The organism is Paractinoplanes rhizophilus (assembly GCF_042664765.1).
Lineage (GTDB): Bacteria > Actinomycetota > Actinomycetes > Mycobacteriales > Micromonosporaceae > Actinoplanes > Actinoplanes rhizophilus.
In genome coordinates, this window is record NZ_JBHTBJ010000007.1 from 295,930 (window position 1) to 315,017 (window position 19,088).

Genomic DNA, 19,088 nt, shown 5'->3' on the forward strand with positions numbered 1-19,088 from the left:
ACCCACCGACATGCCCACCGTCACCTCCGCCGACGGCACCACGATCGCCTACGAGACCCACGGCGCCGGACCCGCCCTCATCCTCGTCGACGGCGCCATGTGCTACCGCGACTTCGGCCCCGCCCGCTCCCTCGCCACCGCCCTCGCCGACACCTTCACCGTCCACCTCTACGACCGCCGTGGCCGCGGCGAAAGCGGCAACACCCTCCCCTGGTCCGAAGACCGCGAGATCGACGACCTCCAAGCCCTCATCACCGCCGCCGGCGGCCAGGCAGCCCTCTTCGGCCAGTCCTCCGGCGCCGTCCTCGCCGCCGACGCCGCCGCCAGACTCCCCGGCATCACCCGGATTGCCCTCTACGAACCGCCGTTCATCGTCGACAACACCCGAGCCCCGCGCGAACCCGGCTTCGTCACCGACACCGAAGCCCTCATCGCCCGCGGAAACCGCTCCGGCGCCCTCAAGAAGTTCATGAAACACGTCGGCATGCCCGCCCCCATGGTCCACGTCATGGCCCTCACCCCACCCTGGAAGAAGCTCAAGGCCGTGGCCCACACCCTCCCCTACGACCTGCGCATCCTCGGCGACACCGGCCGCGGCGTACCCCTCGACCCCACCCGCGGGAACGCCGTCACCGCCCCCGCCCTCGTCATGGACGGCGGCAAGAGCCCGCAATACATGCGCAACGCCGCCAAGGCCCTCAGCGAGGCCCTGCCCGACGCTCGCTACCGCACCCTCCCCGGCCAGACCCACATGGTGAAGGCCGACGCCATCGTCCCGGCGATCAAGGAATTCCTCGCCCCCGCCACCACCCGCTGACACTGCGCGGCCGGGCGCCGGCCCCGGCGCCGGCGGTGCGGCTCGACGGGCCACGGCCGGACGGCGCTCACGCCTTGCGGAGCACCAGATAGCCCTGCGGGCACGCCTCCGAACCCTCGGGCGGCCGACTCCCCTGGAACACCAGCTCGAAACCGGCGCCGGCCGCCAGCTCCAGCATCTGCCGGGTCGACAACCAGTACGAGTCGAACTCCACCCCGAGACCCGCGGACCGCCCGGCGCGCCGGTGCTGACCGTCGCCGTCCTTGAACGCGGCCGCCAGATGCCCGCCCGGCCGCAGGACCCGCGCCAGCTCGGCGAACGCGACCGTCCGCGCCGGCGGCGGCAGGAAGATCAGCGAGTACCAGCACACCACCCCGGCCAGCGAGGCGTCCGCGAACGGCAGCTCGCGCAGGTCGGCCACCTCGAACGAGAACCCCGGATGGTCCCGGCGGGCCACCGCCACCATGCCGGGCGAGAGGTCGACACCGCGCGGCGAGAGACCCCGCGCGGCCAGGTACGGCACGAGCCGGCCGGTGCCGCAACCGACGTCCGCCACCTCCGCGCCCAGCTCCCCGGCCAGGGTCAGCTCGCTGAACAGATCGAGCACCGCCCGCTCGATCGGCATCGACTCCAGCAAGCCGGCCAGGCGTTCCACGTAGAAGTCGGCCAGCCCGTCGTGCGCGTCGCGAAGTTCTTCGGTTTGAGCATCCACGGCCCGAGACGCTATCGGCCGCGGTCACCGCTGCTCCGCGAGACGCGCCCGGGCCCAAAGCAAAAGGCGGGTGGTCGTTGATTCCTTTTTGGTTCTTCGGGTGTCACCGCGACCTGTGCGGTGGCGCACGTCCCGTTGAGCGTCCTAGGATGTTGTCCGGCCGCGGAAATGCCGTCGGTGTGGTGGCGCGGATCGCCGCGCCGGGCCGCCTAGGGTGGTCAGGCGATGAGCGACAACGACGCCCCGGACACCGAGACCCGCCCCTGCGCCCACTGTGGACGGCCCGTCCCACAGCGCGCCTCCGCCGGCCGCCCGTTCCGCTACTGCCGGGACAACGACGGCGAATGCCAGCGCGCCTCGCGCAACAGCCGGATGCGGCACCGCTCCTCCCCCGGGCTCGCCGGCCAGGTCGCCCGCACCTGGGAGGTCGTCGACCGTCTCGACCAGCTCGTCGAGACCCTCACCGACGCCCTGCACTCCGAGCTCTCCCCGGCCGGCGTGGAACGCCGGCTCGCCGAGCTGCGCGCCGAGACCTCCGCCCAGATCGCGGCCGCCCACACCGAGCGCGACGACGCCCGCCGCGACGCCGAACGCGCCGCGACCGCCGCCGCCAACGCCCAGCACCTCACCGCCGCCGCCGTCGCCGAACGCGACGAGGCCCGCCACCGCGCCGACGAGTCCGACCGCACGGCCGGCGCCGCCGCCGAGCTGGCCGACCAGGCCCGGGCCGACCGCGACGAGGCCCGCCGCGAAGCCACCGCCGCCGCGGCCCTGCGCGAGCGCGCCGAGTCCGAACGCGACACCGCCCGGACGGAGCTCGCCGAGGCCCGGACCGAGCTCGCCGAGGCCGCCGACCACGCCCGCCGGCAACTGAGCGCCGCCCGCGACGAAGCCCGCCAAGAACTCGCCGCCGCCCGCGACGAGGCCCGCCAGGAGATCGCCGCCGTCCGCGAGGCCGCCCGCGACGAGCTGGCCACCGCCCACGCCCAGCTCCAGGAGGCCCGCCGCGAACGCGAAACCCTCGAGCGCGACCTCGCCACCGCCGTCCACCAGGCCCAGCAGGCCACCGCCCGCGCCGAGGACCTCAACACCGCGCATCAAGCGCTGAGCGATCAACTGGCGGCCGCCCAGAAAACCACCGATTCCGTACGCCAGGAGCACGCCACCGCCGCCGCCGACCTGGCCCAGGCCCGCGAGGAGCTGTCGGCCGCCCGCACCGAGCGCGACACCCTCCGCCGCGCCCACGACGACCTCACGCGCGCCGCCGACCGCGCCCGGCAGGACCACGCCGACCTGGAACGCCGCCTGGCCGCCGCCCTCGCCGACGCCGAGGCCGCCCAGAACCGCGCCGCCCAGCTCTCCGCCCAGGTGAGCGACCTCGCCTCGGCCCTGGCCTCCCTCGGCGGCGCCCGCCCGTCCCCCGCACCCGCCCAGCCGGCCCGCACCCTCTCCTGAGCCGGCCGATCGAGGGCTGCGCGACCGAGGACTACGCGGGCGAAGGCTGTCGGCGACCCAAGAGCCAGTGGCCTTGATTCCTTCTTGGTTTTACACGCGTGGGTTCCCGCGCGTGCAGGATGTGACCAAGCGCACCCCGCGTCCGGCATCCTAGGATGCGTCCGTATGGTCCGCAGACGCGAAAATGGCCGCTCCCGAGGGGACGGCCATTCTCGGTGTTCGGTACGGCTGGGTCAGCGGCCCCGGCGGGTGCGGACCTCCTGGAGCCGTTCGTTGAGGATGTCCTCCAGTTCCGAGATCGATCGCCGCTCGAGGAGCATGTCCCAGTGGGTGCGTGGCGGCTTGGCCTTCTTCTGCTCCGGCTCGCTGCCGTCCACCAGACGGGCGACGCTGCCGTCGAACTTGCACTCCCAGGTGGTGGGCACCTCGGCGTCGACGGCGAACGGCACCTCGAACTGGTGACCCTTCACGCACAGGTACTCTCGGGTCTGCCGGGGAGCCAGCTCGGTGTTGCGGTCGGACTCGTAGCTGACTGCGCCAAGACGGCTGCCGCGCAGCATGCGTTCGCCCATGATCGGCTTTCCCCTCGCTCGTGGTGCTGCTCTCGTTGGTGTAACGAAAGGGGCGGCCGCGGGATTCCACGGTCGCCAAGGCTCTGGTCCCACCGTTGTGACGGCAGTGTTAACGCTACGAGCGTAACCGGACCCGGCCCGTTCCCGTCAGGGCGGACCCTCGCCGAAGTGGACCTTGGTCAACTTTACGGGGTTATGGGTGTTCTGCGGCTGGTGCGATGTCGGTCACTCGTCCGGTTACTGGCCATCCCGCGACCGTTCCCGGCCGCCATCGCGATACTTCGTCCGGCGGTCACCGGACCTGAGGATGACGCGGACCCGGGATCCGGGCGGGCCTGAGGCTCAACGCAGGACCTCGCCCTCGATGACCTCGCCCTCGATCGCGCCCGCCGGCGGGGCGGCCGGCGCGGGGCCGGGCGTCTGCTCGACGGTCACCGGATCGCCGCGGCGCACCTTCACCCGGCGCGGGCCGAACAGGTCGCCGGCCACCAGCGGGTCGACCCGGCGCTCGGTGAACCGCTCGATGCCGCGCCGGGCCAGGATGCGGCCGGGCGGCAGCAGCAGGACCAGCCCGGCGATCGAGGTGAGGAAGCCGGGCACGGCCAGCAGCAACGCGCCGCCGAGGCCGGCCAGCGAGTTGGTCACCTGCGGCCCGGGCGGGCGGCCCTCGGCCGCGGCGGCCTGGAACGCGCGCCAGCCGCGGATGCCCTCACGGCGCAGCAGCACCATGCCGGTGATCGTGAAGACGGCCAGCAGCAGCAGGGCCCAGAGGCCGCCCAGCAGGTGCACGACCGTCACGAACACCGCCACCTCGGCGACCGCCAGGGCGGCCAGGGCCAGGGGCAGCACGGCAAACCCTCGACGTCGCATGGAAGCCTCCCCTGTCACGCCAACCGCTCAAGCATGACACGCGCCGGCCCGGTCACGGCCAGGTCGAACCCGGGCGGGGCTTGCGGCCGAGCCGCCGCAGGGCGCCGTCGCGCCGCGCCTGCACCCCCCACACGGTCACCCTGAGCAGCTGTTCCTTGAAGATGTTGCCGCTCATCTTGCTGACGCCGTGTTCGCGCTCGGTGAACGTGATCGGCACCTCGGTCATCCGGAAACCCTTCCGGTACGACCGCCAGGCCAGCTCCACCTGGAAGGAATACCCGGTGGACGCGATCGTCTCGACGTTGATCGCGTCGAGCACCGGCATCCGGTACGCGCGGTACCCGCCGGTGGCGTCGCGGAACGGCATGCCGAGCGCCATCCGGATGTAGATGTTGCCGCCCCGGGAGAGCAGCAGCCGGTGCACCGGCCAGTTGTGCACGCTGCCGCCGGCGATATACCGGGTGCCCAGCACCGCGTCGTGGTCGCGCAGCGCGTCGAGCAGCTTGGGCAGTTCCTCGGGGGCGTGCGAGCCGTCCGCGTCCATCTCGACGACCGCGTCGTACCCCTTGTCCTTGGCCCAGGCGAAGCCGGCCTTGTACGCGGCGCCGAGGCCCTCCTTGCCCGCCCGGTGCAGCACGAAGATGTGGTCGTCGGCCACGGCCAGCTCGTCGGCGATCGCGCCGGTGCCGTCGGGCGAGTTGTCGTCGGCGACGAGGATGTCGACCTCACCGACCGCGGCCCGGACGCGCCCGGTGATCGCCCGGATGTTGTCCGCCTCGTTGTAGGTCGGGATGACCACGAGGACCCGTCCCACTCCCCGGTAGCCTTCCGCGTCGCTCACCGTGCCTCCGCCTTGTCCGCACCCTCGTCGGTGATCTCACGCCGGCCGCGCCGCAGCACGAACGCGCCGGCCAGAGCGGCTGCCGCCAGGGCGACAGCCGCGATCTCGGGCAGTGCGCCCAAGCGAGTCGCCAGCGTACGCGACGACCCCAGATGCATCGCACGCACCTGGACCGACTTGGTGTTGAATCCGGTCTCCTGGTGAACGTTGCCGTAAACGTCGGCAAAGCCGGAAACGCCCACCGTGGACACCATCAGCGACTCGCGGCCGTGCTCGACCGCCCGCAGCCGCACCATCGCCATCTGCTGGCGTGCCTCGGCCTCGTTGAAGGTCGCGTTGTTGGTCTGCACCGCCAGCACCTGCGCGCCGCCGGTGACCGTGTCCCGGACGATGCCGTCGTAGGCGACCTCGAAGCAGATCACGTCGCCCAGGGTCAGCGGCCCGGTGCGCAGCACGCCCGGTTCGTCGCCGGCCAGCATGTTCTTGACCAGGTCGACCTTGTCGGAGACCAGCCGGGCGATCGAGCGCAGCGGCATGTACTCGGCGAACGGGACGGGGTGGCGTTTCACGTACCGCTGGGTGGGGTCCGGGCCGGCGCCGGGCACCCACAGCAGCCCGGCGTTCTTGATGTCGCTCGGCCTGGCGGTGCGCAGCACCGCGCCGACCAGGATGGGCGCGCCGATCTCGTCGGTGGCCGCGGAGATCTCGGAGGCGGCGTCCTGGTTGCGCAGCGGGTCGATGTCGCTCGAGTTCTCCGGCCAGACCACCAGGTCGGGCTGCCTCTGCCGGCCGGCCTTGACGTCGGCGGCCAGCGCCAGGGTCGCCTTCACGTGGTTGTCGAGCACCGCCCGGCGCTGGGCGTTGAAGTCCAGGCCCAGGCGCGGCACGTTGCCCTGCACGATCGCCACGATCTTGGTGGGCCCGCCGCCGGAGCCGACCGGCAGGGCGCGCGGCAGCACGCCGAAGGCGAACCCGATCAGCAGCAGCACCAGAACCGGTTCCCGCCACGGCCGGCGCCATCCGAGGCCGCGCAACGAATGCCGGCCGAAGAACAGACCGGCCAGGGCGCCACCGGCCGCGGCCACCGCGAACGTGACGGCGGGCGCCCCGCCGTACGCGGCCAGCCGCAGCGCCGGCGCGTCGGCCTGGCTGAACGCGAGCCGGCCCCACGGGAACCCGCCGAACGGGGCCCGGTCGCGCGCCGCCTCCTGGGCCACCCACAGCAGCCCGAGCAGCAGCGGCCACAGCAGCGCGCGATACCGGTCGAGCAGCGGCCGCAGCCACGCGGTGGCCAGGCCGGTGAGGCCGAAGAACACCGCCTCGGCGGTCGCCAGCAGCGTCCACGGCAGCCAGCCGGCCGCGAAGCTCGTCCAGCGCAGCAGCGGGACGAACAGCACCGCCCCGGCGAGGAACCCGAGCCCGAACCCGGCCCGCAGCCGCCGCCGGTGGGTGGCCACCGCGAGCAGCGCCACCCCGGCCGCCGCGAGCGGCCACAGATCGAACGGCGGAAGCGCGAGCAGCAGCGCCAGCCCGGCGGCCACCGAGAGGATCAGGGCCGGGCGCAGCGGCACCGGCGAGGGCGCCGCGGCGTGCGCCGTGACCTGGGGCGCGACCGGCGGCTGGAGCGTCATTTCCACGCGCGGAAGGCTACCGGGCGCACCTGGGAGCCCGGAACGCGGGAACAACGGGAAAAGGCGCGGCCGCGAACCCGCGGCCACGCCTTTTCTGCTCTCTGGTCTCCCGGGCACGGCCGGTGGGTCAGCAGGACGTCGCGTACGCCTTCGGACCGGCCCGCCGCGGACTGGCTGCCCACGTCGTGCCGTTGTCTACTGGCGCCGCTCGGTGCCCCTGCCCCACCGACGCCGCGATCGGTCAACATCCGCCCCGCCGACCCCCGCCCACTGGACCTGGCTGAACGCGCGACCCCTGCGAGGACTGCGGCCAGTGGGAAGAGGGACGAAGTAGACAACGATCGCTTGCCGTGCTCAGGACCTGAAGACGGTACGTCCGGCCCCCGCCCGGCTGTCAACCGCCTGCCCCGCTCCCGGGCGTGTCGTGTTTCTCGGCGTGTCATGTCCGGTACCCGATCGGGTTACAGCGTGTTCACCAGCGCGGCCGCGGCGTCACGGTGATCGATGGCCAGCAGGCCGGCCGCGGCGAGCACGTACCGCTCGTCGACCACGGTACGGGCGGTGACCGGGGCGGCCCACCCACCGGCCGTGTCGGCCAGCACCGCTTCCAGCACATATCGTCCGCCACCGTGCCGCAACACCCCGCCGGAGCCGACCACCAGGCGGACATCGCGCAGGTCGCGGCCTCCGGTGCGTGGTTCCCCCGGTCCCGGAGAGTGACCGCGGGCGTGCCGCCGCAGCGCCACGATCGCCGCGGCGGCGGCCAGAGATCGATCACTCTCCGGCGTCGGCGGCAGTCCGGTTTCCGGAAGTGCCAATTTCTCGGCTGTGGCAGCCGCCACAGTCCCGGCGGCGCCGGCTGCAACACCGAGGTCGCCCTCGACGGTCCGGGCGCGCCACAGCGTGCCCGCGACGTCACGCCGCGGCCCCTCGGTCAGCTCCGCGTCCGGCACCAGCGCCGAGTACACGTCGGTGGTGGCGCCGCCGACGTCGACCACGAGGACGCCGGTGCCGGTCAGGTCGGCGAGCAGCTCCACCCCGGCGAGCACGGCGTCGGGCGTGGCCGCCCGCACCAGGGAGGCGAAGCGCCCGCCGCGGGACAGCCGCTTCCCACCGATGACATGCCGCAGGAAGACGTCCCGGATCGCCGCGCGGGCCGGTCCCGGATCCAGCACCCCGATGCGGGGCAGCACGTTGCCGGTCACCGTGACCGAAATGTTCCGCGCCGCGAGCAGCCCCGCCGCCAGATGCGAGGTGTCCGCATTGCCCGCCACCACGACCGGCACACGAAGACGCGACGTCGAGAGCCGCCGCGCGTTGTGCATCAGGACCGACGAGTCACCCCCATCGGTCCCGCCGACCAGCAGGATCACATCCGGGCGGGACGCGCGCAGAGCGGTCACGGCCCGGCCGTCCAGCAGACCGGAGGCCACGTGGACGACCTGAGCGCCGGCCGACAGCCCCACCCGGTGCCCCGCCTCCGCGGTCACCAGGGCCTCGTAGCCGACCACCGCCAGCCGCAGTCCCCCGCCCGCCGAGCTGCAGACGTACAGGTGATCGGTCTTGTCGTCGCTCACCGCCGCCACCGCGGCATCCAGCCCGGCCAGCACGTCGCTCGCGGCGGTGGTCGGCACCTCGGCCCGGCCGAGCATCACCCCGGTGCTCAGGTCGATGCGACAGGCCTTCGTGTACGTGGACCCGACGTCGACGCAAACGGCGGCAGTCACGGCTTGGGCGGCACGACCACCGTGCCGGTAGCGATGACCGCCACGATCGGCTCGTCGAGCACCTGCGCCGACGAGCCACCGCTCCCCCGGCACACCACCCTGGACTCGAACGCGATCCGCCGCGACCGGGTGCCCATCTTGACCACCGTCGCGGTGATCTCGAGGACGTCGCCGGCCTGCACCGGCGCCTTGAACTGCACGTCGTCGTAGGAGGCGAACAGCCCCTCGTCCCCGTCGAGCCGGATGCACACCTCGGTGGCGACGTCGCCGAACAGGCCCAGCGAGTAGGCGCCGTCGACGAGATTGCCCGCGTAGTGGGCGTGCGAGTAGGGCACGTAGCGGCGGTGCACGACGGTGATCATTTGTTCCCCTGCAAGAGAGCGTGGACCAGGTAGGAGGCGACCTCGCCGGGCGTGGTGCCGCGGCCGAAGATCCGGTCGACGCCGAGCTCGCCGGCCATCAGCTCGTCGAAGCGCGGCCCGCCCACGATCAGCAGCGGACGCTTGCCCGCCGGCAGCGCCTCCCGGAACGCCGCCGACATGGCCCGGGTGTTCTGCAGGTGCGCGTCGCGCTGGGTGACCACCTGCGAGACCAGCACCGCGTCGGCCTTCTGCGCGCGGGCCGTCTCGACCAGGTCGGGCACCGACACCTGCGCGCCCATGTTGGTCACCGACAGCTCCCGGTAGTACTCCAGGCCCTTCTCCCCGGCGATCCCCTTGACGTTGAGGATCGCGTCGATGCCCACCGTGTGCGCGTCGGTCCCGATGCACGCCCCCACCACGTTGAGCCGCCGGCGCAGCCGGCGCTTGATGGCCGCGTTCACCTCCTTGGCCGACAGCAGCGGATAGTCCCGCTCCACCACCTGCACCTTGTCGGTGTCGACCAGATGGCTCACCCGCCCGTAGACCACGAAGAACGTGAACCCGTCGCCCATCGGCTTGGCGTGCACCAGCATCGCCGGGTCCATCCCCATCTTGGCGGCCAGCTGCAGCGCGGCGCCCTCGGCCCGCTTGTCGTGCGGGATCGGCAGCGTGAACGACAGCTGCACCATCCCGTCCCCGGTCGTGTCCCCGTAGGGCCGGACGATCGTCACGCCTGCACCTCCAGCGCCTCGGTGACCGGGTTGTAGTAGTCCTCGTCGTGCTTGGCGACCCCGTCGAGGCCCTTGCCGCGGTCGGCCGGGCGCTTCATGATGCCGAACGTGCCGTCCGCGATCGCCTCGAGCAGGGTGTCGTCGACGATCTTCGCCAGGAGGTCGACGGCCTCGCCCAGGACCCGGTGGGCGCGCTGCTGGATGAAGCCGCCCGGCGCCGGGACGAAGTCCTCGTGCAGGTTGCCGGCGCCGTTGAGGACGTAGCGGACGTTCTGCAGGGCGATGTCGCGGTCCGACAGCCACGGCGTCACCACCGCCTCGGTCATCATGCCGACCAGCAGGATGCCCTGACCGGTCAGCGCGCCGGCCAGGTTGAAGAAGCCGTCCAGCAGGTTGCCGCGGAACACGTCGCCGGTCATGTGCTTGGTCGGCGGCATCCACTTCAGCGGCGCGTCCGGGAACAGCTCGCGGGCCAGCAGCGCGTGCGCCAGCTCCATCCGGAACGAGTCCGGCAGGTCCGGGTTGATCTCGAACGCGTGCCCCAGGCCGAGCTGCCAGTCCTCGAGGCCGGCCTCGTGCGCGAAGAACTCGTTGAGCAGCTGCGAGACCGTCACCGTGTGGGCGGCCTCGACCGCGTCGGCGGTGGTCAGGTAGTTGTCCTCGCCGGTGTTGATGACGATGCCGGCGCGGGCGTGCACCTGGCGGCTGAACCGCTGGTCGACGAAGGTGCGGATCGGGTTGATGTCGCGGAACAGGATGCCGTACATCGAGTCGTTGAGCATCATGTCGAGCCGTTCCAGGCCGGCCATCGCGGCCATCTCCGGCATGCACAGGCCGGACGCGTAGTTGGTCAGCCGCACGTACCGGCCGAGCTCCTTCGACGTCTCGTCCAGCGCCGCCCGCATGAGCCGGAAGTTCTCCTGCGTCGCATAGGTGCCGGCGAAGCCCTCCCGGGTCGCGCCCTCGGGCACGTAGTCGAGCAGCGACTGGCCGGTCGACCGGATCACCGCGATCACGTCGGCGCCGGCCCGCGCGGCCGCCTGCGCCTGCGGGATGTCCTCGTAGATGTCGCCGGTCGCGACGATCAGGTAGATCCAGGGCCGGCGCGGCGGGTCCCCGTACCGCTTGATCAGCCGGTCCCGCTCGGCCCGGCGCCGGTCGACGACCTTGAGGCCGTCGTTGGCCGCCCTTCGCGCGGCGCGCCGGGCCGTCGTGACGTCCGCTTTCCTTTCCGGTACGGCGAACCGCACCGCCCCCGCGGCCGCCTTCTGGGCCAGCACCGTGATGTCGTCGACCCCGGTGGCCCGCATCGCGTGGAACACCGGCACCGCGACGCCGTGCCCCAGCCCCACGTCCGCGCGGACCGCGTCGACCAGCCGGTTCACCCAGGGGATGCCGTCCGAGTCGGCGCCGCGGACCCCGGCCAGCCGCAGCACCGCCCGCTCGACCGACACCGTCGTGTGCGACCGGGCCAGGTCGACGACCGGCTTGCCCGCCTTCGCGGCGAGCCGCCGCGCCGTGCGCACGACGGCGGGATCCAGATTCAGCTTCCCGGCCACACTTCCGCCTCTCTACCCTTCGAAAATTGTCTCGCCGGCGAGGACCGTGCGGGCGCAGACCGGCCGCTGCGGCGCCACGCCCTCGACGTCCGGCAGCAGGTCGGGCAGGCCCTCGCGGATCCCGCCCGGCGTCTCCCACACCGCGAACGTCGCCGGCTTGCCGGGCGCGAGCACCCCGGCGTCGGCCACCCCGGCCGCCCGCCAGCCGCCGCGCGACGCCGCGGCGAACGCGGACCGCACGCTCATCCGGTGCGCCGGGTTGGTCGGCGCGGCCGCGGCCAGCACGACGGCCCAGGGGTCGAGCGCGGTCACCGGCGAGTCCGACCCGAACGCCAGCGGCACCCCGGTGGCGTGCATGGCGCCGATCGGGTTGCTGGCCCGGGCCCGCGCCCGGCCGAGGCGCTGCGCGTACATCCGGTCGGCGCCGCCCCACAGGGCGTCGAAGACCGGCTGCACCGACGCGGTCACGCCGAACTCCACCATCCGCGCGATCATCGGCTTGTCGATCAGCTCGACGTGCTCCACCCGGTGCCCGGCCGAGCGCACCTCGTCGACGCCGGCCCGCTCGGCGGCGAGCGCGAAGCCGTCCAGCACCGCCTCGATCGCGGCGTCGCCGATCGCGTGGAAGCCGCCCTGCACGCCCACCCGCATGCAGTCGAGCAGGTGCGCGGCGGCCTGCTCGGCGGTCACGAACGCCTCGCCCACGCCGTGGTCGCCGTCGTGGTACGGGTGCCGCAGCGACGCCGTACGCGAACCCAGCGCGCCGTCCGCGTACAGGTCGCCGGCCGCGCCGACCGCGCCCAGGTCACGGGCCCGCTCGGCCCCGCCCAGCTCGCCCCAGTAGCCGTACACCAGCGGCAGCCCCTGCCCGGAGAGCGCCAGCACCGACAGCAGGTCCGCCTCGCTGGACGTGCCCGGGCCGCCGCACTCGTGTACCGCGGCCACGCCCATCGACGCCGCCCGGGCCAGGGCGGTGCGCTGCGCCGCGGTCCGCTGCTCTGGCGTCAGCGAGCCGAGCGCCACCGCCCGCACCGCGTGGTGCGCGTGCTCGCGCACCCAGCCGCTCTCGTCGTACCCGTCGATGCCCTTCGCGGCGACCAGCAGCGACGCCGACGCCAGGGCCGAATGCACCGACGCCTGCGACAGATAGACGCGCCGGCCGCCGGCCGCCCGCTCGAGCTCGGCCGCGTCCGGCGGCGTCTGGTCGGCCCAGGTCGACTCGTCCCAGCCGTGCCCGAGCACCACGCCGCCGGCCGGCCGGGTCGCCGCGAACTCGGCGACCTGGCCGAGCAGCTCGGCCGCGGAGCGCACGCCGGACAGGTCGAGGCCGTCGGCGGCGAGGCCGGTGTCGGTCGCGTGCAGGTGCGCGTCGACGAACGCGGGCGTGACCAGCAGGCCGCCGAGATCGACCCGCCGGTCGGCGGCGGGGGCGTCGGCGGCGTCGCCCAGCCAGGCGATCCGGCCGTCGCGGACGAGCATGGCGGTGGCCCGCGGGTCGGCGGCGGAGTAGAAGCGGCCGTGGGTGAACAGAACCGAGGGGTGCTTCGTCATGGGCGTCAGTGTCCCGCGACGCGAGCCTCGAACAACCGCCGCACCGCCGGCACCCGCCGGAGCAGGTCGACCGCGAACTCGGCGTGGCCGGGCAGGTAGCCGTTGCCGATCAGCATGGTCACGTCGGCCGCCAGGCCCTCGGCGCCGAGCGCGGCGGCCGGGAAGCTGGTCGCCATCGAGAAGAAGATCACCGTGCCGCCGGCCGCGGTGGCCAGGATCGCGCCGTGCTCGCAGCCCGGCACGTCCACGCAGACCACGGTGACCGTGGCCGGGCCGCCCAGCGCCCCGGCCACGGCCCGCGACACCGCCACCGGGTCGCGCGCGTCGGCGACCGCAACGGCGTCGGCCAGCCCGGCGTTCCGGACAATCTGCGCCTCGCGGTCGTCGACGACCACCGCCACGGTCCGGGCGCCCGCGCCCCGCGCCGCCGCCAGCGACAACGAGCCGCTCTTGCCCGCGCCGCCGAGCACCGCGACGGTGACCGGTGTCTCGTACTCGCGCACCACCCGGTCGGTCAGGGCCGGCGCGCCGCACACGTCGAAGACGGCCAGGGCCAGCTCGGGCGCCAGGTCGTCGGGCAGCACCGCGGCCACCGAGCGGCCGAACAGGATCGCCGTGCCCCGGGCCGGGACCTGCTCGCTGCGGCCGTCCCAGCCGGCCAGGCCGTCGGTGATCCGCAGCGGGGTCAGGGTCAGCGAGACCAGCGTGGCCACCCGGTCGCCGGGCTTGAGGCCCAGCGGCGACTCGGCACCCACCTCCTCGACCACGCCGATCAGCATGCCGCCCGAGCCGGTGACCGGATTGTGCATCTTGCCGCGGGTCCCGACGATCTCGAGCACCTCGGCCCGGACCGCGTCGCCGTCGCCGCCGTGCTTGGTGGCCAGCTGCCGGAAGCTGGCGGCGTCGAGGTTGAGGCGCTCGACCGCGATGCGCACCTCGTCGGCCGCGATCTCGGGGCGGGCGTCGAGCCGCCAGGCCGCCTGCGGCAGCACCCCGGCCGGCTCGAGCACTCGTCCCAGGCCCACAGAAGCAGACATCTTTCCCACCCTCACCAAAAATCAAGGCCGTCTCAGCGCCACCACACCGTAAATCCTGCGGGCCGGAGGTTTCTAGACGAAAAATTATCCAGTACGTTAGTCCGAGGGCCAAACATCGACCCAGGGAGGCAGCGATGACCGCGACCGGTCAGCCGTACGACTACCAGCGCCGCACCCTGGTCGAGCCGGACTGGACGAGATTCCCCGGCTGGCGCGCCGTCACCCGCGAGCAGTGGGAGTCGGCCCAGTGGCAGCGGGTCAACTGCGTCAAGAACATCAAGCAGCTGCGCGCGGTCATGGGCGACCTGCTCGACGAGCGCTTCTACGCCGACCTCGAGGCCGACCAGCAGCGCCTGGCCACCATGTCGATGCTGGTCCCGCCGCAGATGCTCAACACCATGGTGCCCGGCGAGACCCCCGGCACAGAGTCGTTCCACGCCGACCCGATCCGGCGCTACATGATCCCGGTCGCCTCCGACCGCGACCCGGTCTGGCCGTCCCACCCGCACGCCACCCGCGACTCGCTGCACGAGCACGACATGTGGGTGGCGGAGGGCCTGACCCACCGCTACCCCACCAAGGTCCTGGCCGAGCTGCTCTCCACCTGCCCGCAGTACTGCGGCCACTGCACCCGGATGGACCTGGTCGGCAACAGCACCCCCACGGTCGACAAGCTGAAGCTGTCGCTCAAGCCGGTCGACCGCTACGACGCGCACCTGGCCTACCTCAAGGCCCACCCCGGCGTGCGCGACGTGGTCGTCTCCGGCGGCGATGTGGCCAACGTGCCGTGGAAGCAGCTCGAGGCGTACCTGATGGGGTTGTTGTCGGTGCCCACCGTGCGCGACATCCGGCTCGCCACCAAGGCCCTGATGGGCCTCCCCCAGCACTGGCTGCAGCCCGACGTGGTCGAGGGCATGCAGCGGGTCGCGATCACCGCGTCCCGGCGCGGGGTCAACCTGGCCGTGCACACCCACGTCAACCACGTGAACTCGCTGACCCCGCTGGTCGCCAAGGCGGCGCAGACGCTGCTCGAGGTCGGCGTGCGCGACGTGCGCAACCAGGGCGTGCTGATGCGCGGCGTCAACGCCACCACCGAGGACCTGCTCGACCTCTGCTTCGGCCTGCAGGGCGAGACCGGCATCCTGCCGTACTACTTCTACATGTGCGACATGATCCCGAACGCCGAGCACTGGCGGGTCCCGGTCTGGTTCGCCCAGCAGCTGCAGCACGACATGATGGGCTACCTGCCCGGGTACGCCACCCCGCGGATCGTCTGCGACGTCCCGTTCGTCGGCAAGCGGTGGGTGCACATGCTCAAGGAGTACGACCGTGAGCACGGCATCTCGTACTGGACCAAGAACTACCGCACCTCGATCGAGAGCGACGACGCCGAGGCGCTGTCCAAGCTGCACGCGTACTACGACCCGATCGACACGCTGCCCGAGTCGGGCCAGGACTGGTGGCGCAAGCAGCTCGCCACCGACTGACGTTTCTCCTCCGGGGGTGTGACGGGCCCCGGGACAACGTTGTCCCGGGGCCCGTCATCCCTGACCGGGCAGGACCTACCGGAATGCGTCCCGGACGTCCTTGCCGGCGTCCTTGACGTGCTCGGCGGCCTTGCGGGCGTCGGCCGCGGCCTCCTGCGCCTCGCCCTTGGCCACCAGGCTCTCGTTGTCGGTGGCCCGGCCGACGGCCTGCTTGGTCTTGCCGGCCAGCTCGTCGGCCTCGTTCCTGACCTTGTCGGTGAAGCTCATCGCTCCGGTCCTCCTTGGTTGTCGTCCAACAAGCATTTGCCCGGGGCGCTCCGATCTGAAACCGTGCGTCGCGGGACACATCGCCTGAGGCGTCCTAGGACACTGGGATATAGGATCTTCGCCGTGGATGATCACGAGGCACACGCCAAGTCGTTCGGGCCCGCCGCCGACATCTACGAGCGCGGCCGCCCCGGCTACCCCGGCGCCGCCCTCGACTGGCTGCTGCCCGCCGGCCGCCCCCGGGTGCTCGACCTCGGCGCCGGGACCGGCAAGCTCACCCGGCAGATCGCCGACCGCGGCCTCGAGGTCACCGCGGTCGACCCGTCCGAGGGCATGCTCGGCCGGCTCGCCCTGGCCGTCCCCGGCGTGCCGGCCCTGATCGGCTCGGCCGAGGCCATCCCACTGCCGGCCGGCTCCGCCGACGTGGTCCTGGTCGCCCAGGCCTGGCACTGGGTCGACGTGGCGCGGGCCGTGCCCGAGGTCGCCCGGGTGCTCTCCCCCGGCGGCCGCCTCGGCCTGGTCTGGAACCTGCGCGACGAGTCGGTCCCGTGGGTGCGCCGCCTCGGCGAGATCATCGGCAACCAGGAACGCGAGCGGCAGACCACCGTCGGCCCGCCCTTCGGCCCGGTCGAGATCACCCACTTCCGCTGGTCGACCACGCTCGGCCCGGAACGCCTGATCGACCTGGTCGCCTCCCGCAGCGCGATCATCCTGCTCCCGGCGGCCGAGCGGGCCGCCCTGCTCAACGAGGTCCGCCGCTTGGTCGCCACCCACCCCGGCCTGGTCGGCCGCACCGAGTTCGAGATGCCCTACATCACCGAGTGCGCCCGCGCCGACCTCCCCACCTGACCCGCCCCCGCCCCACCCCGCCCAGCCCGGCGGAGCCCAGGACGACCTAGCGGGGGCGCTTGCCCCGGCGCGCAGAACCAGCCCGGAGCGGCCGCTGCGCGCAGCACCGCACGGCACGGCACGGCGCAGCACGGCACGGCACGGCGCAGCACGGCGCGGCACGGCGCAGCACGGCGCGGCACGGCGCAGCACGGCGCGGCGCAGCACGGCACGGCACGGTGCAGCACGGCACGGCACGGCACGGCGGGGCGCGGCGGGGCGCGGCGGGGCGCAGCGGGGCGCGGCGCCCACCGCACGGCGCGCCTTCGCCCGCCCCGGATCTTGATGATGTGCTGTCGCGCGCGAACGGGAAGTCATCCGGCTTGGGTCCGCATGATCAGCCGACGCCGGACTTAGGTGGATAAGTCCGGCCCGCATCTCGCGATGTGGCGTCGTCGGCCACATGGCGGGACGCGCGGGCAGAACGTGGGCTCCGCTCCCACCATCGGGGAGCCGGCGCCATATTGCGGGATCGACAGCTCAGCGGAACGGGCCGCACCGACCTCGACCATGCAGCTCCCGGCCATGGCAGCCCAGCCCGAGCCGCGGAAACGGCGACCGGCATGCCTGACCACGGTCCAGGTGCCGGCCGGCCGGGAAACGGGACCGGCACGCCTGACCACGGTCCAGGTGCCGGCCGCGCAAAGGGCGCGCGATGACCACGCGAAGCCGGGCGGTGACGGCCACGGATGTGTGCTGGCCGACGGGCGGGTCACGGAGCAGGGCAGCCACGCGGAGCTGATGGCGGCGGACGGGGGCTACGCCGAGCTGTACCGGCTGCAGGAGCAGGCCTACCGCTGATCGGTCCGCCCACGGTCGGCTCGGGTCACCGCCGCTCCGGCATCCTAGGACTCTAGGCCAGTGCTGGTGGCCGCGAGGCGGGGCGGGCGGTTCTCGTACGGCGTGGAGAGCACGACCGTGGTGCGGGTGGTGACGTTGGCGGCGGTGCGGATCTCCTGCAGGAGGCGCTCCAAATCGGCGGGGCTGGCCACCCGGACCAGGAGCATGTAGAAGTCCTCTCCCGCCACCGAGTAGCAGGAGTCGATCTCGGAGAGGTGGGCCAGGCGCTCGGGGGCGTCGTCGGGCTGGGACGGGTCGAACGGGCGGATCGCGACGAACGCGGTCAGCGGGAGCTCCAAGGCCTCGTACGAGACGCGGGCGGTGTAACCCGCGATCACGCCGCGCTGCTCGAGGCGGCGGACCCGCTGGTGCACCGCCGAGACGCTGAGGCCCACGCGCTCGGCCAGGTCGGTGTACGACAGGCGCCCGTCGGCGGTGAGGGCGGCCACGATCGCCCGATCGATCTCTTCCACGGCTGAGACCTTACTTGGCCCGCCAACGGGAAATTACCGGTCTCGGTCGGTGCCGATGTCCTCCTGGTAGGTGGCGCCGCCGTCGGCCTCGGTGGTCAGGACGCGGGCGCCACCCTCGGGCGGGCCGGCCAGGGACTGCTCGCCGGCGGCCAGTTGCGGGAACTTCGCGTCGAAGGCGGGACGCTCGGAGCGGATCCGCGGCATCCGGTCGAAGTTGCGCAGCGGCGGCGGGCTGGAGGTCGCCCACTCGAGCGAGTTCCCGTGGCCCCACGGGTCGTCGACGGTCACGAGCTGGCCGACCTTGTAGGACTTCCACACGTTGTAGAGGAAGGGCAGGGTGGCGCAGCCGAGCACGAACGAGCCGAGGGTCGAGAACGTGTTCAGGAACGTGAAGCCGTCCGACGGCAGGTAGTCGGCGTAGCGGCGGGGCATGCCCTCGGTGCCCAGCCAGTGCTGCACCAGGAACGTGCCGTGGAAGCCCAGGAACGTCAGCCAGAAGTGAATCTTGCCGAGGCGGTCGTCCAACATCCGGCCGAACATCTTCGGGAACCAGAAGTAGATGCCGGCGAACACGGCGAACACGATGGTGCCGAACAGCACGTAGTGGAAGTGCGCGATCACGAAGTACGAGTCGGAGACATGGAAATCGATCGGCGGCGACGCCAGCAGCACCCCGGACAGCCCGCCGAACAGGAACGTCACCATGAACCCGAGCGCGAACATCATCGGCGTCTCGAAGCTGATCTGACCGCGCCACATCGTGCCGATCCACACGAAGAACTTCATCCCGGTCGGGACCGCGATCAGGAACGACAGGAAACTGAAGAACGGCAACAGCACCTGGCCGGTGACGAACATGTGGTGCGCCCACACGCTCATCGACAGCGCGGCGATCAGCAGCGTGGCGGCGACCAGGCCCTTGTACCCGAACACCGGCTTGCGGCTGAACACCGGCACCACCTCAGTGATGATGCCGAAGAACGGCAACGCCACGACGTACACCTCGGGATGGCCGAAGAACCAGAACAGATGCTGCCACAGCATCGGGCCGCCGGTGTTCACGTCGAAGACGTGGGCGCCGAGGATCCGGTCGGCGGCGAGCGCGAACAGCGCCGCCGCCAGGAACGGGAAGATCAGAATTACCAGGAGGCTGGTGACCAGGATGTTCCACGTCATGATCGGCATGCGGAACATGGTCATGCCGGGCGCGCGCAGGGTCAGGATCGTGGTGATCATGTTGACGCCGCCGAGGATGGTGCCCAGACCGC

At 72.6% G+C, this 19,088-nt stretch carries 19 protein-coding genes; 5 read left to right on the forward strand and 14 right to left on the reverse strand.

Going from position 1 to position 19,088, the window contains the following annotated elements; translation table 11 throughout:
- Positions 1–10 precede the first annotated feature (10 nt).
- Positions 11–817, forward strand: a complete 807-nt coding sequence (locus tag ACFQS1_RS13615) for an alpha/beta fold hydrolase (protein ID WP_378967673.1) — start codon at positions 11–13, stop codon at positions 815–817.
- 67 nt (positions 818–884) lie between these two features.
- Here the strand turns inward: ACFQS1_RS13615 and ACFQS1_RS13620 are convergent, their stop codons facing one another.
- Entirely contained in the window at positions 885–1,529 is a 645-nt protein-coding gene (locus ACFQS1_RS13620) for a class I SAM-dependent methyltransferase (RefSeq protein ID WP_378967675.1), read from the reverse strand.
- Positions 1,530–1,754: 225 nt separating this feature from the next.
- Here ACFQS1_RS13620 and ACFQS1_RS13625 point away from each other — a divergent pair, with 225 nt between their 5' ends.
- A complete protein-coding gene (locus tag ACFQS1_RS13625) occupies positions 1,755–2,984 on the forward strand; it encodes a coiled-coil domain-containing protein (RefSeq protein ID WP_378967677.1) in 1,230 nt (409 codons plus the stop codon).
- A 233-nt stretch (positions 2,985–3,217) separates the two neighbouring features.
- On the opposite strand, the gene ACFQS1_RS13630 is transcribed toward ACFQS1_RS13625, so the two are convergent.
- The 10 genes from ACFQS1_RS13630 to kdd all read right to left on the reverse strand — a co-directional run bounded on the left by ACFQS1_RS13630 (position 3,218) and on the right by kdd (position 13,865).
- A complete protein-coding gene (locus ACFQS1_RS13630; protein ID WP_020517072.1) occupies positions 3,218–3,556 on the reverse strand; it encodes an RNA polymerase-binding protein RbpA in 339 nt (112 codons plus the stop codon).
- A 342-nt stretch (positions 3,557–3,898) separates the two neighbouring features.
- A complete protein-coding gene (locus tag ACFQS1_RS13635) occupies positions 3,899–4,426 on the reverse strand; it encodes an FxsA family protein (protein WP_378967680.1) in 528 nt (175 codons plus the stop codon).
- A gap of 52 nt (positions 4,427–4,478) precedes the next feature.
- Positions 4,479–5,267: a polyprenol monophosphomannose synthase gene (locus ACFQS1_RS13640; protein ID WP_378967683.1), complete on the reverse strand. Its 789-nt coding sequence runs from the start codon at positions 5,265–5,267 to the stop codon at positions 4,479–4,481.
- A complete protein-coding gene (lnt, locus tag ACFQS1_RS13645; RefSeq protein WP_378967734.1) occupies positions 5,264–6,898 on the reverse strand; it encodes an apolipoprotein N-acyltransferase in 1,635 nt (544 codons plus the stop codon). Before lnt ends, ACFQS1_RS13640 begins: the two co-directional genes overlap by 4 nt.
- 461 nt (positions 6,899–7,359) lie before the next feature.
- A complete protein-coding gene (locus ACFQS1_RS13650; protein WP_378967685.1) occupies positions 7,360–8,625 on the reverse strand; it encodes a glutamate mutase L in 1,266 nt (421 codons plus the stop codon).
- Positions 8,622–8,987 carry a 3-aminobutyryl-CoA ammonia lyase gene (gene kal, locus ACFQS1_RS13655; RefSeq protein ID WP_378967687.1) on the reverse strand — a complete coding sequence of 122 codons (366 nt, stop codon included), beginning with the start codon at positions 8,985–8,987 and terminating at the stop codon, positions 8,622–8,624. Before kal ends, ACFQS1_RS13650 begins: the two co-directional genes overlap by 4 nt.
- Positions 8,984–9,718, reverse strand: a complete 735-nt coding sequence (gene kamE, locus ACFQS1_RS13660) for a lysine 5,6-aminomutase subunit beta (RefSeq protein ID WP_378967690.1) — start codon at positions 9,716–9,718, stop codon at positions 8,984–8,986. The genes kal and kamE overlap by 4 nt, the downstream gene beginning before the upstream one ends.
- A complete protein-coding gene (gene kamD, locus ACFQS1_RS13665) occupies positions 9,715–11,277 on the reverse strand; it encodes a lysine 5,6-aminomutase subunit alpha (RefSeq protein WP_378967692.1) in 1,563 nt (520 codons plus the stop codon). Before kamD ends, kamE begins: the two co-directional genes overlap by 4 nt.
- Before the next feature lie 12 nt (positions 11,278–11,289).
- Entirely contained in the window at positions 11,290–12,828 is a 1,539-nt protein-coding gene (locus tag ACFQS1_RS13670; protein ID WP_378967694.1) for an amidohydrolase, read from the reverse strand.
- A gap of 5 nt (positions 12,829–12,833) precedes the next feature.
- Entirely contained in the window at positions 12,834–13,865 is a 1,032-nt protein-coding gene (gene kdd / locus ACFQS1_RS13675; protein ID WP_378967696.1) for an L-erythro-3,5-diaminohexanoate dehydrogenase, read from the reverse strand.
- 134 nt (positions 13,866–13,999) lie between these two features.
- Between kdd and ACFQS1_RS13680 the strand changes: the two genes are divergently transcribed.
- A complete protein-coding gene (locus ACFQS1_RS13680) occupies positions 14,000–15,352 on the forward strand; it encodes a KamA family radical SAM protein (RefSeq protein WP_378967699.1) in 1,353 nt (450 codons plus the stop codon).
- A 75-nt stretch (positions 15,353–15,427) separates the two neighbouring features.
- Here the strand turns inward: ACFQS1_RS13680 and ACFQS1_RS13685 are convergent, their stop codons facing one another.
- Positions 15,428–15,619 carry a CsbD family protein gene (locus ACFQS1_RS13685; RefSeq protein ID WP_378967701.1) on the reverse strand — a complete coding sequence of 64 codons (192 nt, stop codon included), beginning with the start codon at positions 15,617–15,619 and terminating at the stop codon, positions 15,428–15,430.
- Positions 15,620–15,742: 123 nt separating this feature from the next.
- On the opposite strand from ACFQS1_RS13685, the gene ACFQS1_RS13690 reads away from it, so the two are divergent.
- Together ACFQS1_RS13690 and ACFQS1_RS13695 are read left to right on the forward strand one after the other, a co-directional pair.
- A complete protein-coding gene (locus tag ACFQS1_RS13690) occupies positions 15,743–16,468 on the forward strand; it encodes a class I SAM-dependent methyltransferase (RefSeq protein ID WP_378967703.1) in 726 nt (241 codons plus the stop codon).
- Between the two features lie 564 nt (positions 16,469–17,032).
- Positions 17,033–17,308, forward strand: coding sequence for a hypothetical protein (locus tag ACFQS1_RS13695; protein ID WP_378967705.1), 276 nt, complete (start codon positions 17,033–17,035; stop codon positions 17,306–17,308).
- 44 nt (positions 17,309–17,352) lie between these two features.
- Here the strand turns inward: ACFQS1_RS13695 and ACFQS1_RS13700 are convergent, their stop codons facing one another.
- Entirely contained in the window at positions 17,353–17,820 is a 468-nt protein-coding gene (locus ACFQS1_RS13700) for an Lrp/AsnC family transcriptional regulator (RefSeq protein WP_378967707.1), read from the reverse strand.
- A 33-nt stretch (positions 17,821–17,853) separates the two neighbouring features.
- A partial coding sequence (locus tag ACFQS1_RS13705) for a cytochrome c oxidase subunit I (protein WP_378967709.1) occupies positions 17,854–19,088 on the reverse strand: 1,235 nt, incomplete at its 5' end.

Bases quoted from the DNA above. Each gene is read 5' to 3' on its own strand.
- ACFQS1_RS13615 (WP_378967673.1), top strand. From the start codon at position 11: ATGCCCACCGTCACCTCCGCCGACGGCACCACGATCGCCTACGAGACC.
- ACFQS1_RS13625 (WP_378967677.1), top strand. From the start codon at position 1,755: ATGAGCGACAACGACGCCCCGGACACCGAGACCCGCCCCTGCGCCCAC.
- ACFQS1_RS13630 (WP_020517072.1), bottom strand. From the start codon at position 3,556: ATGGGCGAACGCATGCTGCGCGGCAGCCGTCTTGGCGCAGTCAGCTAC.
- ACFQS1_RS13635 (WP_378967680.1), bottom strand. From the start codon at position 4,426: ATGCGACGTCGAGGGTTTGCCGTGCTGCCCCTGGCCCTGGCCGCCCTG.
- lnt (WP_378967734.1), bottom strand. From the start codon at position 6,898: ATGACGCTCCAGCCGCCGGTCGCGCCCCAGGTCACGGCGCACGCCGCG.
- kal (WP_378967687.1), bottom strand. From the start codon at position 8,987: ATGATCACCGTCGTGCACCGCCGCTACGTGCCCTACTCGCACGCCCAC.
- ACFQS1_RS13670 (WP_378967694.1), bottom strand. From the start codon at position 12,828: ATGACGAAGCACCCCTCGGTTCTGTTCACCCACGGCCGCTTCTACTCC.
- kdd (WP_378967696.1), bottom strand. From the start codon at position 13,865: ATGTCTGCTTCTGTGGGCCTGGGACGAGTGCTCGAGCCGGCCGGGGTG.
- ACFQS1_RS13680 (WP_378967699.1), top strand. From the start codon at position 14,000: ATGACCGCGACCGGTCAGCCGTACGACTACCAGCGCCGCACCCTGGTC.
- ACFQS1_RS13685 (WP_378967701.1), bottom strand. From the start codon at position 15,619: ATGAGCTTCACCGACAAGGTCAGGAACGAGGCCGACGAGCTGGCCGGC.
- ACFQS1_RS13695 (WP_378967705.1), top strand. From the start codon at position 17,033: ATGGCAGCCCAGCCCGAGCCGCGGAAACGGCGACCGGCATGCCTGACC.